The following is a 14,850-nucleotide window of genomic DNA, read 5'->3' as shown; positions in this document are numbered from 1 at the left end:
AAAAATCCTATATTAGCAATTAGCAATTAGCCATTAGCAACGCCCTTGTTTATAACTAGCAACTTGCGTTATTAGTGAATCTGGGAGGGATCGCAGATTCAGAAAAACCTATATATCACAGATGGTACAGTATGTCAAATATAATTGAATGGCTAGCTGTCGGGTGAAAAAATTAAGGAGATTAAGTAGTTAAAGTGACAAAAGTATTCAAGAAAATACTTAGAGAACCCCGGGCGACAGTCTTGGCTGCTCCCGTCCTGCTCTGTAAGGAGATGTTTTAGTGCGGAGAGTGTCAAAATGGTTGTAAGCCAATAGAAACCCACCCAATGTCTGAAAACCGTTCAGGATCGTTTATTGTCGGTCTGCTGCTGGGAGCGGCGGCGGGAACCATTACCGGCATTTTAGTCGCACCGCGCCCCGGTAAAGAAACGCGAAAATTGTTAAAAAAATCTGCCGATGCGCTGCCGGAGTTAGCCGAAGATCTGTCAACTAGCGTGCAGATCCAAGCAGATCGCTTATCCGAGTCGGCGCTGCGCAACTGGGATGAAACCTTGCTGCGACTCAAAGAAGCGATCGCCGCCGGGATAGAAGCTTCTCAACGCGAACGCCAAATACTGAAGCGGACAGACGCAGCAGCGTCAGAGGAAGAGCTATACTCTCACTCATACGCTTCGGGGACGGCGGCGGCGACTGCTGACGACGAACTAACCGAAACGATGAGCGAACCCGAACGCTAACCCTTGCTTTAAACTCAACATTATTCGTGATTGACCCGCTATTTTGGTTAGGACTTTCTTTTCTACTCGTTGCCGTCAGTTTGACGGCTGTCTTGGTGGCAATTATACCCGCCGTGCAGGAAATCGCTAGGGCAGCGCGCAGCATCGAAAAGTTAGCCGACACCCTCTCGCGGGAATTACCCCCGACTTTAGAAGCCATTCGCCTCACCGGCATGGAAATTAGCGAGTTGAGCGACGATGTCAGCACTGGAGTGCAAAGCGCCTCCTCTGTGGTGAAACAGGTCGATCAAACCATTGGCGATGCCAAACAGCAAGCAAAAAAAGTGCAAGTTACGACCAACAGCGTTTTTGCCGGGGTCAAAGCCGCTTGGAAAACCTTTTCTCGCCCTCCCGCTCCACCCGCGCCGCGCCGGTCAGTTGAGCGGCTTCCCCACCCTCAAAAAAATACTCTGGAGTTACACGAGCAATCAAACTCATCACCATATCGCGTCGGGGACAATAACCGCGAATATCGACAAAAACCCAACGAAGCCACCGAGTCGCCCTCGAACCCGGAAGCATTGGCGCAGCTCCCCTCAGAAGTTTATTGGCTTAATGACGAGATTGATTAACCCAGCAGATTTCCTATTGGTAGACAAATTTTCCCCGCTCACGGTCGGCGTTGATGCGGGGTCAAAAGAGCGTACGCCTTGAACTGATATCCCATCCTTAGGTATCGGTAGTGTATGGATAGCTAATTGCCAGCTTGCTAATTGCTCGCAATTCAATTGCTTCCAGAGCTGCTCAGTAATTATTGACTGTTTCTTTTTTATTTAGCCATTAGCAATTAGCTATTAGCAGTTACACAACCGTTGCTACCGGACATGATATGATATCAAATCCGTTGGCATCGAAATTACTAATAACGCAAGTTGCTAGTTACATCAAGCGGTACTGGTAATGGCTAATGGCTAATGGCTAATATCATGTCCGCGAGAGATCAGTTGTGTATAGTTGATTGTGCGAAAAAGCGTTTTTTCTCCCCTTTGCTCCCCCAGCTCCCCCATCCCCTTTGCTCTCCAAACGCAACCGATGCAACCGGACACGATATAATGGGTAGTTGTCAAGAAGGCAAAAGCCTGTTAACCCAATTAGCAATTAGCAATTAGCAAGCTCGCAATTACCGCTGTCACAAGTTATAACTAGCAACTTGGGTTAATAGCCATTAGCTATTAGCAGCCCTCAGGAGATATAATGACTGAGTGAATGGTTTTTAATAATTCTTTTGCCGTGTATGGTTTTGCTAAAAATTCCTTGACGCCCATGCTTTCAATTCGGACAAATTGATAGTTTGAATTCACTCCGCTCACGGCAATAATTTTGACTTGGGGGTTCATTTTTTGCAGCAAACGAATTGTGGTTTGCCCATCCATCGATGGCATCATCATATCGATTAACACGACAGCAATCTCCTGCCGATGCTGGGCGTATAGAGCGAGCGCTTCAATTCCATCGCTCGCCGTCAAGACTTTATAAGCATATGTCTCTAAGGATTCTTTTGTAATTTCGCGAATAGCAGCTTCGTCATCTACAACCAAAATTAATTCTCCTTTTCCCCCTGGTAATGCTGGGAAACTTTCTGGCAATTGGGGCGCTTCAGTTGTTTCTATGGCTGGCAAAAATACTTGAAATTGGCTACCTTTACCGACTTCGCTATGCACTTGCACAAAACCGCCGTGGCTTTTCACAATGCCCATGACTGTTGAAAGACCTATTCCCGTTCCTTTGCCCAACTCTTTGGTTGTGAAAAACGGTTCAAAAATTCTCTCTAAAACCTCTGGAGTCATGCCCGTTCCCGTATCGGAAACAGTAATAACAATATAAGCCCCGACTTTGGCTTCCAGATGCATTCTGGCATAGTTTTCATCAATCGATTTATTTTCGGCAGAGATACTCAATATCCCGCCAGATGGCATGGCATCGCGAGCGTTGACGCAGAGGTTGAGAAACACCTGATGCAGTTGTGTGGCATCCCCAAATAGCGTCCAAAGATCTCTGGGTATATCTGTTTGAAATTCGATTGATTTAGGAAATGTTTCTTTGCCAATTTGTTTAATTTCGGAAATTAGATGTCTAATCTGAACTAGGGTGCGCTTCGCTTCAATTCCTCTGGCAAATGATAGAATTTGCTTCACCAAATCTGCGCCGCGCTTGGCGTTATTTTCCAGCGTATCTAGCAGGCGTTTACTTGCTGAGTCGGGGAGTTTTTTTTCTAATAGTTGAACTGCCATTAAAATCGGGGCTAGCACGTTATTTAGATCGTGGGCAATGCCGCCTGCGAGAGTGCCGATGCTTTCCAGGCGTTGGGTGCGGAGAAACTGAGCTTCGAGTTTTTTCTTCTCTGTAATATCCGTATCGACAGACAGGATTGATTTGGGTTCCCCTCCCCCGTCGCGCATCAGCGTCCAACGGCTTTGAACGATGATTTCCTGGCCTTTTTTGGTGACTTTCTTTAACTCACCCTGCCACTCGCCTTTAGATAAAACAGCGGCTCTTGCTGCTTCTAGTTCGGGGCAAATTTGCTTGTACAAAAGCTGTTCGGCATTTTTTCCCAATGCTTCTTTTTCCTTCCAACCGTAGAGTTGCTCGGCGCCTTTATTCCAAAATAAGATTTGGTTGTCCAAACTCCGCACGAGAATTGCATCGGTTGTGACATCAAGTAAGGCAGCTTGTTCGCTGATTTTCTGCTCGGCTTGCTTGCGCTTGGTGATATCTTGAATTTGCAAAACAAAGTATAGTGGTTCACCTGTTGCATTTTGCACTAGGGAGAAACTCAACAACACCCAAACAATTCGTCCGGTTTTGTGGAAGCATCGCTTCTCCATGTGACAGGATCTCAGTTCCCTATCTAAGATTTGGCGGACATAGTACAGATCGGGTTCTAGGTCATCTGGATGGGCAATCGCCTCCAAGGTGGTGGCTAATAATTCGCTTTCGCTATAACCCAGCATCTCGCACAAGGAAAGATTCACTTGCAGCCATCGACCCCCAGGCGATACCAGCGCCATGCCGATCGCAGCCGATTCAAATGCTGCCTGAAACCGCTCTTTACTTTCCCTCAGTTCCTCTTCAGCTTCCTGGCGCTGGGTGATGTCAGTCGCGGTACCGAGCAGCTGTTTCGGTAACCCGTCACCAGTTCTAGTAAACACTGTCTCGCGACTGTGCAGCCAGCGCCATTCACCGCTGATGTGTTGCATCCGGTACTCTATCTCTAGGATTTCCCCATCTTTAGCGGCTTTAAATCGTTGGTGGTGTTGGACAACCTTGGTGCGATCGCTTGGGTGCAGCACTTGCGGCATGAATGCGCTTCCCATTTTTTGCACGGTTTCTGGCGAGTATCCCAGAATTTCACCCACCTGGCGATTTGCATAAATATTCCGTTGCTCGATTAAGTCATAGATATACAAAATCGCGGGTGTGGCGTCGGCTATCTGTTGAATTAATCGTTGATTTTCCCAGAATGCTTTTTCTACTAGCTGTTGCTCGGTAATATCTTGATCGATAACTATTGCGCCGATAATTTCTTGCTGGTGATTCCGCAAGGGAACGGCTGAATTGAGGATGGTTTTGCGCGTCCCATCCCAGCACTGAATGTCAATGCGATCGTTGAGACAAGTTTCTCCTTGATTAATGGCACGCCATAACCCCCATTCTTGAGGTTCTATCGGAATACCTGTGTCTTTGAAGCCAGAAAATTTTGGATTTTGGGTTTTGAATTTTAGATCTGGAGGTTGAGCATTCCCCCATCCAAAATCGATTTTCTCACCTCTAAAATCCCTTGCCATGCCCCAAATTCGGTAAGCGGCTGGATTTCCTTGCCAGAAGGAACCTTGTCGATCGGTTATCCAAACGCCGACTGGGAGGCTATCTAACACTGTTTGCAGCAGTTCTTGCTGGGGATACTTCACCGCCAGAGCAAGTGGGATATCCACAGGACACGCTGGGGGATCGTCCACAGGACACGCTGCGCGATCGCTTTTATTAGTTAGCGAGGAAGATTGTTCGTTGTTTTCCCCATCTTTTGACCGCACCTGCTGGAAAACGAGTAAATTCTGCCCCAGTTCGAGTAGGTCAATCGCCTGACGGCTTAAAAGCCGCAGGATTTCCACTTGTTCCCCGCTGAGATATCGCGGGGATCGATCCGCGACGCTGAGTACCCCGATTGCGTATCCTTCTGGTGTCATCAGGGGTACGCCAGCGTAAAACCGAATGTGGGGTGATGAAGTGACTGCGGGGTTGGTGGCGAACCGCGAGTCAGCTAATGTATCGTTAACGATTAACAAGTCCCTTTGCTCGATGCAGAAACAACACAATCCCACATTGCGGGGAAATTCCCCCTGTTCCAAACCAACGCTTGACTTGATCAACTGACGGTTAGCATCAACCAGGTTGAGCGCTGCCATTGGCGTCCTGCAGCTGAGTGCGGCTACACGAACGAGATTGTCAAAAACTTCAACAGCAGCCGTATCCACAATTTTGTACCGATAAAGGGCTTCTAACCTTGCCGTTTCCTTGTCAGCCTGTAGAGATGCCATATTTATTATAGGTTTTGGTTTCTTTTCTCAATTAAAATTCGCTCCCGGTCATATTTCTTAATATTTTTTAATTAGTGTAATTTTCCCAAACATATCTTGTATGCTTTTTATCTCAGGACTTACGCAGGTCGAACCCATCACCAAAGTTTCGACCTAGATCTCTAGTTTACAAATCAACGATTTTTCATAGAAACTTTGGTTTTTGCTTCAGTCGTGTATTTGTTGTTTACAACTAAATGGTTTTCTCAATCAGATTAACAGCTGAGTCCGGTTTAATTCCTACGTCAAATTACTTAAAATATTGTTGCAATAACTGTCAAAATTAACACATGGTTTTTATGACTACTTGGACGCGCCGCCATATCATTTCCCTGGCTGATTTTGTTCCGGATGATTACAATACGGTGCTGCAAACTGCCGCAAGTTTTCGAGAAGTGCTATCGCGGCGGGTAAAAAAAGTACCGACCTTACAAGGAATTGTGGTAGCTACTCTATTTTTTGAACCATCTACGCGCACGCGCAATAGTTTTGAACTAGCGGCGAAGCGTTTGTCGGCGGATACGCTTAGTTTTACGCCGGGGACATCTGCGCTGACGAAAGGCGAGACGATTTTGGATACGGCGCTGACTTACCTAGCGATGGGAACGAATATTATGGTGATTCGCCATCGGGAGGCGGGGGTACCGTTAGCGATCGCCAACGAAATGGATCGGTTACAATCCCAGGTGAGCGTACTCAATGCCGGTGACGGTCAACACGAACATCCTTCCCAAGCTTTACTCGATTTATTTACGATCTGTTCTTTATTAGATCCAGATCTACCGCGCCTAGAACTGTTGAAAGACAAAAAAATAGCCATAGTCGGGGACATCCTCCACTCGCGGGTAGCACGCTCCAATATATGGAGTTTAACAGCAAGCGGCGCCGAAGTTCACCTAGCTGGCCCGCCGACATTGTTACCAAAATTATTTGCTTCCTGGGGTATGGGGCATGAAGCATCCCCTGGTGTCCCCCCTACAAGGGGAGAAGAACAGAATACCATCGTTCCCACGGTTCTGCCTGGGAATGCCATTACCCAACGCAAGTTATTTTTGCATTGGGATATCGAACCCGCTTTACAAAATGCCGATTTTGTGATGACGTTGCGCTTGCAAAAAGAACGGATGACGCAGCACCTGCTACCTTCTTTGCGAGAGTACCACCAGCGGTATGGAATTACGCGCGATCGCCTCAAACTCTGCCAACCTAATGTTAAAGTACTCCATCCCGGCCCAGTCAACCGAGGCGTGGAAATTAGCTCTGATTTGATGGACGATCCCCAATTTAGTTTAATTTCCCAGCAAGTCACCAGCGGCGTTGCCGTCCGCATGGCATTGCTTTACCTAATAGGCAGCGGCAAAGCTTAGGGAATTGCTAATGGCTAATTGCTAATTGCTAATTGGTAATTGCTAATTGCTAATTGCTAATTGCTAATTGGTAATTGCTAATGGCTAATTGCTAATTGCTAATTGCATTTTTACTATTAGCCATTAGCCATTAGCCATTAGCCATTAGCCATTAGCCATTAGCCATTAGCCATTAGCCATTAGCAATAACTTGATGTAAAGTCTTCAACAATTGCTCTGCCGTATAGGGTTTTGATAAAAAATTGCTAACGCCGATATTTGCCAGTTCAGTACTCATGACGTTGGACAAAAGACCGCTGCTAGCAATAACCTTGACTTGCGGGTTAATTTTTTGTAACGTGCGAATCGTGGTTAACCCATCCATAGACGGCATCATCATATCCACAATCGCCGCGCTGATGTCGTCTTTCTGATCGGCGTAGAGTGCGATCGCATCCAAACCATCATTCGCCGTTATCGCTGTGTAATTATAAGCTTCTAAAGATGCTTTAGTCACGTCGCAAATTGCTACTTCATCATCCACAACCAAAATCAATTCTCCATTCCCTTCTAGGATTTTCCCTGCCGAATTCGATGATTTTATTTCGCGGTTTTCTAGGGCAGGCAAATATATCTTAAATCGCGTTCCTTTCCCCACTTCGCTGTAGGCGTTGATAAAACCGCCATGACCTTTAATAATCCCCATTACGGTTGAAAGACCGAGTCCGCTGCCTTTGCCGATTTCCTTAGTTGTGAAAAATGGTTCAAAGATTCTATCGATGATTTCTGGAGGAATTCCGCATCCAGTATCCGCGACATCGATCACCACATAGCGCCCTACTTTGGCGTCAATATTCATTTTGGTATAATGCGAGTCAATCGTAATATTTTCCGCCGAAATATTCAGAGTCCCGCCATTTGGCATAGCATCGCGAGCGTTGACGCAGAGATTGATTAAAACTTGATGCAGTTGAGTGGCATCGCCGCAAATAGGCCAAAGTTCTGTTATCGGTCTAGGGGCGAACAGATCGATAGATTTGGGGAAAGTTTCTTTGACGATTTTTGCCACTTCTTCAATTAAGTCAAAGATTTGAATAACCTCCCTTTCTCCTTCGGTTCCCCGCGCAAAAGACAGCACTTGTTTAATTAAATTTGCTCCCCGTTTAACGTTGTTTTCTAGTAAATTTAGCAACCGCTGACTCCGCTCATCGGTCACGACCATTTCCAGGATTTGAACCGATGTCAGAATTGGCGTTAGAATATTATTTAAATCGTGAGCCATACCCCCAGCTAACGTGCCGAGACTTTCAAGCCTCTGGGCGCGCTGAAACTGCACTTCTAGTTGTTTTTTCTCAGTTATATCCGTATTGACAATCAGAATTGATTTGGGTTTATCCTCTTCATCCCGCACCAGCGTCCAGCGACTTTCAACGACAATTTCTTTGCCATTTTTCGTAACTTGCCGCAATTCACCATGCCACTCGCCTGTTGCAAAAACTGTTTGGCGAGCTTGTTGTATTTCAGGTGAATGCTTAAACAAAACTTCTGAAGAACAACCGACAATTTCGCTCTTCTTACAACCATATAAGCCTTGGGCGCTCTCGTTGCAAAAGCGGATGCAATCTTGTGTATCCAAAACCAGAATAGCATCTTGAGATTTGTCCAGCAGGGTTGCTTGTTCCCGAATTTGCTCTTGAGCCGATTTGCGATCGGTAATATCTTCTGCAATGCCCAATAAATATTGGGGTTTTCCGGCTTTTTCTAGAATTGGAATTTTTTTAGTATGCAAAAATTTGATTTCTTTCTTCTTGGTTGGGATTGGTTCTTCTGGAATGTCTACAACTTTTTTATTTGACAATACTTCCCGGTCTTTTGCCGTAAATAAATCGGCTAATTCTGGGGTTAAAAAGTCATAGTCGCTTTGACCAATAATTTCTTCTTTATCAAAGCCAATCATTTCTGCACCGGCTTTGTTGATGCTGACGTACTTGAGTTTCTTCGCATCTTTGACAAAAATCGCGTGAGGAATATTTTCGACAATCGAGTTGAGGAAGATTTGGGTGCTACGCATTTGTTCTTCGGCAATTTTGCGGGCGGTAATATCTGTTTGAATGCCGACAAAGTAAAGTAAATCCCCTTTTTCTGAGAAGACGGGAGAGATTTTGACTTCGTTCCAAAATGGCTGACCATCTTTGCGATAATTCAACAACGTGGCTTGAAGTTCTTGCCGTTTAGCAACGGCTCGCTTGATGCGAGAAACTACTTTTCTATCTGTACCGACGCCTTGCAAAAAGCGACAGTTGCGACCGATAATTTCTTCTGGTAAATACCCGGTAATCCGCGAAAAAGCAGGGTTGGCGTAGATGATGGGATTGTCTGGTTGATTCGGATCGGTAACAATGACTCCATCGGAAACCGCAGCGACGACACGGGCAAGTTTGAGATTCTCGGCAGTGATGTTCCGCATCTCTGCTTCTGCTTGCTGACACTCGGTGGCAATGCGTGCCATATCGGCGATATGACGCCGCAACTCCAACTGGCTGATAATTTGGCGACTGAGCGCTTGCAGTGCCTCTACCTGTGCCAAACTCAACTGGTGGGGTACGGTGTCAGCCACGCAAAGCGTGCCGATGATTTGTCCTGCTGGTGTAATCAGGGGGACGCCTGCGTAAAATCGGATGTGGGGAGGGGTCGTGACGACGGGGTTAGTAGCGAAGCGATCGTCAGCTAAGGTATCGGGGATAACTAAAATATCCCTTTGCTGAATGCATTGGGGACACAAACCAAAGTCGCGGGGCATTTCCGTCACATCCAACCCCAGCTTGGATTTGAACCATTGGCGGTTCCCATCGATTAGATTGATTAAAGCAATGGGTGTGCCGCAAATATGGGCGGCTAAACTGGCGAGATCGTCGAAAGCCGGTTCTGGGTCGGTATCGATAATCTGATACTGGCGGATAGCTGCGCGCCTTTCCGCTTCATTGTCGGGTAAGGTAGCTTTCATTAAATTAAAATAAAACAAAAAATCTTTCAATCAATTGCTGCTACAATTGTCAAATTCAGTATTTGCTTGCCGTCAGGGAGAAATTTTTTTAAAATGCTTTCGTTTGATCTATTCCAGATTCTAGTTCACGATGCAGTAGCAGTGGCGCAGGGCGAAACAGAATTTGACAATATATAGATATCTGTAGCAATATTAACGCCAAAAAAGCGATGAACCTTGGAGCGACAACAGCCTTAGAATCACCTGTTAAAAGCGGGGATCTAGACAGCTTTGCGATTACGTTTGCACCCCTATCTCTGGAAGAAGTTTACCAGCTAGCAGACGATCCGGCTAACGGTGCGGTAGTGGTGATGAGCGGTACTGTACGCAACCAAACTGATGGTAAACCCGTGGTTGCCCTGGAATATCAAGCTTATGAACCGATGGCGCTGGAAATTTTCCGTAAAATCGCGCAAGAGATCCGCAAAACTTGGTCGGATGCGAATCGGGTGGTAATTCACCATCGCGTCGGACGGTTAAAAATTGGGGAAATTAGCGTGCTGGTGGCGGTTGGTTGTCCCCACCGTGGCGAGGCGTTTGCGGCGTGCAAGTATGCGATCGATACGCTCAAACATAACGCACCAATTTGGAAAAAGGAACATTGGCAGGATGGTTCGAGCAGTTGGGTGAGTATTGGCGCGTGTGAATCCCCAGGAAATTGTTAAGCTTCCGCCAGCTATCCCCTAAACAGCGTTGTTAAGTAGGTGCAGGTAAATAAAGTGAAAATAGCTATCCCTACCTATGGCGGGCACCGACGCCCACCCCACAAGAAATTGAAGCTGTTGTGGGGTGGGCTAATCGCCCGCCATTGTAGTGAGTTGATTCAGATGCACCGCCCATGCCACAAGAAATTGAAGCTGTTGTGGGGTGGGCTAATCGCCCGCCATTGTAGTGAGTTGATTCAGATGCACCTACTTAAAAATATTGGTAACTTCATCTGATTAGTTGGTTACAATCGAGAAATACACATGCTAAAGACACTGCAATCAATGGATATTCAAAATTTTTGCCGAAAAGCCACAGCCGAAGAAATTTCGTTTTATGACTCACAACTCTATCCGCTACAAGAGCGAGTCTTTGAAATAGCATCTGTCTATGAAGATAGGATTTATCTGACTGGCGGTACAGCTTGATCTAGATTCCATTACCAGCATCGTCTGTCTGAGGATTTAGATTTCTTTACTACTACTGACGATTTAAGATTAATTGCTACCGACCTCGCAGCTAGACTGAGACAATCCCAATTCAATATAGAAATTGAACGGATAGAACCCTATTTCGCCCGCTTCTTTATCGTTCAAGATACCTACAGATTAAAAATAGAGTTTGTCAAAGAATATAATCTCTATGGAAATTTGATAAAAACTGACCAAGGTATTTATATCAATAACCTTGAAGACATGGGAGCTAACAAAATCAGTGCCTTTGAAGATAGAGCCGAAATCAAGGATATTATCGACTTGTATTATATCGATCAAGCAATTCGATTATAACGGTTATTTGAACTAGCAGAAAATCAGAGAGTGCCCGTGGCATACGAACGGTTGCTCACAATTAATGCCCAAGGAATTTCAGGACTGGCACTGATGAGACAAGAGATTGAAGCTGAAGAAGTTAGTAAATTTTTGGACATTTTAAAGCAAAGAACAGAAGTCGAAGTTCAAAAAAAAACAGAGTTAGCCCTGAAACAGATACCCCAATTGATTGATAAACTTTTGTGGGATTTCCCAAAAGAAGAAAGACGTATCAGTCAATACTCAATTCCCGTACTAAGTAGGTACAAGTAAATTAAGAGAAAGTGAAAATAGTTATGCAAGTGTGGGGCGGGCGGGACGCCCACCCCACAAGAATTTCAGACTCTTGTGGGGTGGGCGTCCCGCCTGCTTCTTGTTCAATTTAGTTATACTCACCTACTTAAAAAGACGATTGAAATCTTTGACGTTACCAGAACAGCAAGCCTTATCCAGAATTTTGTCAACTAATTCTACCAGACTGGCGCTCGATCCCCCCAACCCCCCAATGCCTTGGGGGGTTGGGGGGGATCGATTGCCGCAATTCTAGTCCTGCGGCACTTTAAACAGAGAGTTTAGACATTAACAGGTGTAGGTGCTGGTTTCGTCCATTCGGTATGGAAGACGCCTTCTTTGTCAACCCGTTTGTAGGTGTGGGCACCAAAGTAGTCGCGTTGCGCTTGGGTGAGATTTTGCGGTAAGCGATCGCGCCGATAGCTATCAAAGTAATCTAAAGATGCACTAAATGCCGGTACCGGAATACCCAGTTTCGCCGACTGCACTAGCACTTCCCGCCAAGAATTTTGCCGATCCAAAATCGTCTGCATAAACTCAGGCGCTAACAGCAGGTTCGGTAATTCCGCATTTTCATCAAACGCATGTTTGATCTTATTCAAGAACCCAGCCCGAATAATACAGCCGCCTTTCCAAATCCGCGCAATTTCACCCAGGTTCAGGTTAAAAGATAACGTCTTGGACGCCGTACCCAAGAGCGCCATCCCTTGAGCGTAAGAGCAAATCTTCGAGCAATAAAGGGCATCGCGAACCTGATTGACGAAGGTTTTAACATCTCCTTGGAACTTAACAGATGGCCCCGTCAAAAGTCTGGAAGCATAAACCCGTTCTTGCTTGGCAGAAGACATAATCCGGGCATTAACTGCCGCTGTCATTGTGGGAATTGCCACACCCAAATCTAAGGCAGTTTGTATCGTCCAGCGTCCGGTACCTTTTTGTCCAGCCGCATCTAAGATTAACTCAACCAGGGGTTGATTCGTTTCTGGATCGATGTACTTGAAGATATCTGCCGTAATCTCAATTAAGAAAGAATTGAGTTCATCGGTGAGATTCCATTCGGCAAAAACTTCGTGCAGTTGTTGGCGATCGAGTCCCGCCGCATTCTTGAGTAAGTCGTATGCTTCTGCAATCAGCTGCATATCGCCGTACTCGATGCCGTTGTGTACCATCTTGACATAGTGACCCGCACCCCCAGCGCCAATGTAGGTGACGCAAGGTCCATCATCGACTTGAGCGGCAATTTTGGTGAAAATGGGTGACAAATACTCGTAGGAACTTTGCGTGCCTCCCGGCATTAAGCTCGGACCATTCAGCGCGCCTTCTTCACCCCCCGAAACCCCCATACCGATAAAGCGGAATCCTTGGGGTTCTAATTCGCGGGTGCGACGTTCGGTATCTTCATACCAAGAGTTCCCGCCGTCGATCAGGATGTCGCCTTCTTCGATGAAGGGTTTGAGTTGCTCGATCACCGCATCCACGGGTTTACCCGCTTGTACCATAATCAGGATTTTGCGGGGACGTTCTAGGGACGCCACAAAGTCCTTGAGGGAATAGCTAGCGACGACATTCTTACCCTTGGCGCGACTTGCCATGAAGACGTCGGTTTTTTCGGCGGTGCGATTGTAGACGGAAATCGGGAAACCATTACGCTCTACATTTAGCGCTAGGTTTTCTCCCATTACGGCTAGACCAATTACACCGAAGCTCTGTAGTGCCATAAAACTTGTTGTAACTCTGCTTAATCGTTTGTTGGGTGGCTTTACTTTCAGGTTATCTCGATCCCCAATCTTGTCCTGTGAAGAAGAAATTAAGACTCTGCCAAAGGGGTAAAATTACCGATTAGATCCAACAGACGTAGCAGGGAGTTCGGCTATGCTTGCATACATCTTGGCGTTGGCTGTCGGCCTTGGTAGTCTTGGTATTTACCTGGCTGCCTTCTTTTTGCCAGAAATCCATCGCAAAATTGACTTTTATTGGAGTGGGGTCGGGCTGTTTTATGCTTTGATGTTGTGGGTGTGCGCCGGACGCCTTACTGGTGGGGTTTTGCTCGGTCAAATCGCAGCGGTTTCCTTGCTGGGGTGGTTTTGTTGGCAAACCCTGACATTGCGGCGGCAGCTGGTGCCTGCCGAACAACAAACCGAGTTACCAACAACTGCCGAGTTGCAGTCAAAGGTCGGTGGGTTGTTGACCTCGGTTAAAGCTAAAATTCCAGGAACGCGGGTGCCGACAACCAAGGGCAAAAAAGCGCCTGCTGCTAAAACAACGGCGTCAGAAACAGTCCCTACTGCGGCGACGGGGGAAGCTGCGCCAGCTGTTGTACCAACCGAAGTGGTTGAATTCAAGTCAGAAGACGATCCAACCCCATCAACGGTAACGGAAGTGGTGGAATTGAAGTCAGAAGAATATCCCACCCCATCAACGGTAACGACAAAACCATCGCCCTTTGAAGCGATCGCTAACCCCGAATCAACCCCAGACGACGTACCCTCACTCGTCCACGAAATCCAACAAAACCTCCAGTCTGAGAATATTCCCACTCCTCCCCCTCCCAAGACAGAACCGGAAAAGCCAACCGATTCGATTTAAACCAGTAGGTTGGGTTGAGCTAAGCAAACCCAACCTATAGATGCTACAATTTCAAACTCCCCGTCATTGAGGCGGGAGAAAATGTCACAATATAAGGGTGGGTAGCACCAATTCGGAGTAAACCCTTCGCGATATGGGTTACTGCGGCTACCCCAGACCGCTGAATCAATATTTCAGCAGCCGTTATCTCTAAGCGTTAAAGTTCGCACGCCAAAGATTCGCTAGTTCCAAGCTTTTGCAAGTCTGCTGTTAAACATCTGAGATTGGGTAGAGGAAGTGCAGCAGGCAAAGTACCGGGAGATAACCGCGTCGCAGCAAACATTACCCCGCAAGGGAGGACTTAAATGTCTAATTTTGTCCTAGTTTTAGATTCTAAAAGCCAACCGCTTAACCTTGCTTGGCAGACCGGCGATATCGCGGCGCTCGTCAAGCATGGGGTTAGCTATGTTGGCAAGGTTGTTGTCCAGTCTGAGAAACGGCTAGAAGTGCGAATCTCTAAGCTAAGGATTGGCGGCACACTTGATAAATTCGTAAAGCTGCTCTCCCAAAACGGGTATCAATATCCCTAGATTGACTACGTTTAACTACGATTTTTGCTTTTCTAGTGATACGGCAGCAATACATCACGGTTATTTGGCATCGAACTGTGATATTATCAAAGTTTTTCCAGCAAAGGACACAAAGAAAGTCAAAACAGAAATCTATAGGACAAGGCTACTA

At 46.3% G+C, this 14,850-nt stretch carries 12 protein-coding genes and 1 pseudogene; 10 read left to right on the top strand and 3 right to left on the bottom strand.

Annotated elements, in window-relative coordinates:
* Positions 1-326: 326 nt before the first annotated feature.
* Together MiSe_RS09445 and MiSe_RS09440 are read left to right on the top strand one after the other, a co-directional pair.
* Positions 327-737 carry a YtxH domain-containing protein gene (locus MiSe_RS09445; RefSeq protein WP_226577965.1) on the top strand — a complete coding sequence of 137 codons (411 nt, stop codon included), beginning with the start codon at positions 327-329 and terminating at the stop codon, positions 735-737.
* A gap of 26 nt (positions 738-763) precedes the next feature.
* Positions 764-1,348 (top strand): DUF948 domain-containing protein, encoded by a 585-nt coding sequence (locus MiSe_RS09440; RefSeq protein ID WP_226577962.1) that lies wholly within the window; start codon positions 764-766, stop codon positions 1,346-1,348.
* 600 nt (positions 1,349-1,948) lie between these two features.
* Here MiSe_RS09440 and MiSe_RS09435 read toward each other — a convergent pair.
* Entirely contained in the window at positions 1,949-5,311 is a 3,363-nt protein-coding gene (locus tag MiSe_RS09435) for a PAS domain S-box protein (protein ID WP_226577960.1), read from the bottom strand.
* Positions 5,312-5,649: 338 nt separating this feature from the next.
* Between MiSe_RS09435 and MiSe_RS09430 the strand changes: the two genes are divergently transcribed.
* Entirely contained in the window at positions 5,650-6,717 is a 1,068-nt protein-coding gene (locus MiSe_RS09430; RefSeq protein ID WP_226577957.1) for an aspartate carbamoyltransferase catalytic subunit, read from the top strand.
* A 172-nt stretch (positions 6,718-6,889) separates the two neighbouring features.
* On the opposite strand, the gene MiSe_RS09425 is transcribed toward MiSe_RS09430, so the two are convergent.
* Positions 6,890-9,700, bottom strand: a complete 2,811-nt coding sequence (locus MiSe_RS09425; protein WP_226577954.1) for a hybrid sensor histidine kinase/response regulator — start codon at positions 9,698-9,700, stop codon at positions 6,890-6,892.
* Between the two features lie 209 nt (positions 9,701-9,909).
* On the opposite strand from MiSe_RS09425, the gene MiSe_RS09420 reads away from it, so the two are divergent.
* The 5 genes and pseudogenes from MiSe_RS09420 (at position 9,910) to MiSe_RS09400 (ending at position 11,526) form a co-directional block, all read left to right on the top strand.
* Complete coding sequence (locus tag MiSe_RS09420; protein ID WP_226577950.1) at positions 9,910-10,404, top strand: molybdenum cofactor biosynthesis protein MoaE; 495 nt, start codon at positions 9,910-9,912, stop codon at positions 10,402-10,404.
* A 54-nt stretch (positions 10,405-10,458) separates the two neighbouring features.
* Positions 10,459-10,680, top strand: coding sequence for a hypothetical protein (locus MiSe_RS09415; protein WP_226577948.1), 222 nt, complete (start codon positions 10,459-10,461; stop codon positions 10,678-10,680).
* 27 nt (positions 10,681-10,707) lie between these two features.
* Entirely contained in the window at positions 10,708-10,872 is a 165-nt protein-coding gene (locus MiSe_RS09410; protein WP_226577945.1) for a hypothetical protein, read from the top strand.
* Positions 10,873-10,893: 21 nt separating this feature from the next.
* A pseudogene (locus MiSe_RS09405) lies at positions 10,894-11,232 on the top strand (nucleotidyl transferase AbiEii/AbiGii toxin family protein); the annotation flags it as partial.
* A gap of 36 nt (positions 11,233-11,268) precedes the next feature.
* Positions 11,269-11,526, top strand: coding sequence for a hypothetical protein (locus tag MiSe_RS09400; protein WP_226577943.1), 258 nt, complete (start codon positions 11,269-11,271; stop codon positions 11,524-11,526).
* A 299-nt stretch (positions 11,527-11,825) separates the two neighbouring features.
* Here the strand turns inward: MiSe_RS09400 and gnd are convergent, their stop codons facing one another.
* Complete coding sequence (gnd, locus tag MiSe_RS09395; RefSeq protein WP_226577940.1) at positions 11,826-13,262, bottom strand: NADP-dependent phosphogluconate dehydrogenase; 1,437 nt, start codon at positions 13,260-13,262, stop codon at positions 11,826-11,828.
* Positions 13,263-13,416: 154 nt separating this feature from the next.
* On the opposite strand from gnd, the gene MiSe_RS09390 reads away from it, so the two are divergent.
* Positions 13,417-14,130: a Ycf66 family protein gene (locus MiSe_RS09390; protein WP_226577937.1), complete on the top strand. Its 714-nt coding sequence runs from the start codon at positions 13,417-13,419 to the stop codon at positions 14,128-14,130.
* 344 nt (positions 14,131-14,474) lie between these two features.
* Positions 14,475-14,699, top strand: coding sequence for a hypothetical protein (locus MiSe_RS09385; protein WP_226577934.1), 225 nt, complete (start codon positions 14,475-14,477; stop codon positions 14,697-14,699).
* The last annotated feature ends 151 nt before the right edge of the window (positions 14,700-14,850 follow it).

The sequence above is a fragment of the Microseira wollei NIES-4236 genome, from assembly GCF_020521235.1.
In the GTDB taxonomy this organism is placed as follows: domain Bacteria; phylum Cyanobacteriota; class Cyanobacteriia; order Cyanobacteriales; family Aerosakkonemataceae; genus Microseira; species Microseira wollei.
The sequence above is the reverse complement of the archived record's forward strand: the minus strand, read 5'-3'. Positions and strand labels throughout refer to the sequence as shown.

Coding starts and splice junctions, on each gene's coding strand:
- MiSe_RS09425 (WP_226577954.1), bottom strand. CDS start 9,700: ATGAAAGCTACCTTACCCGACAATGAAGCGGAAAGGCGCGCAGCTATC.
- MiSe_RS09410 (WP_226577945.1), top strand. CDS start 10,708: ATGCTAAAGACACTGCAATCAATGGATATTCAAAATTTTTGCCGAAAA.
- MiSe_RS09420 (WP_226577950.1), top strand. CDS start 9,910: ATGAACCTTGGAGCGACAACAGCCTTAGAATCACCTGTTAAAAGCGGG.
- MiSe_RS09430 (WP_226577957.1), top strand. CDS start 5,650: ATGACTACTTGGACGCGCCGCCATATCATTTCCCTGGCTGATTTTGTT.
- MiSe_RS09435 (WP_226577960.1), bottom strand. CDS start 5,311: ATGGCATCTCTACAGGCTGACAAGGAAACGGCAAGGTTAGAAGCCCTT.
- MiSe_RS09385 (WP_226577934.1), top strand. CDS start 14,475: ATGTCTAATTTTGTCCTAGTTTTAGATTCTAAAAGCCAACCGCTTAAC.
- MiSe_RS09445 (WP_226577965.1), top strand. CDS start 327: ATGTCTGAAAACCGTTCAGGATCGTTTATTGTCGGTCTGCTGCTGGGA.
- MiSe_RS09390 (WP_226577937.1), top strand. CDS start 13,417: ATGCTTGCATACATCTTGGCGTTGGCTGTCGGCCTTGGTAGTCTTGGT.
- gnd (WP_226577940.1), bottom strand. CDS start 13,262: ATGGCACTACAGAGCTTCGGTGTAATTGGTCTAGCCGTAATGGGAGAA.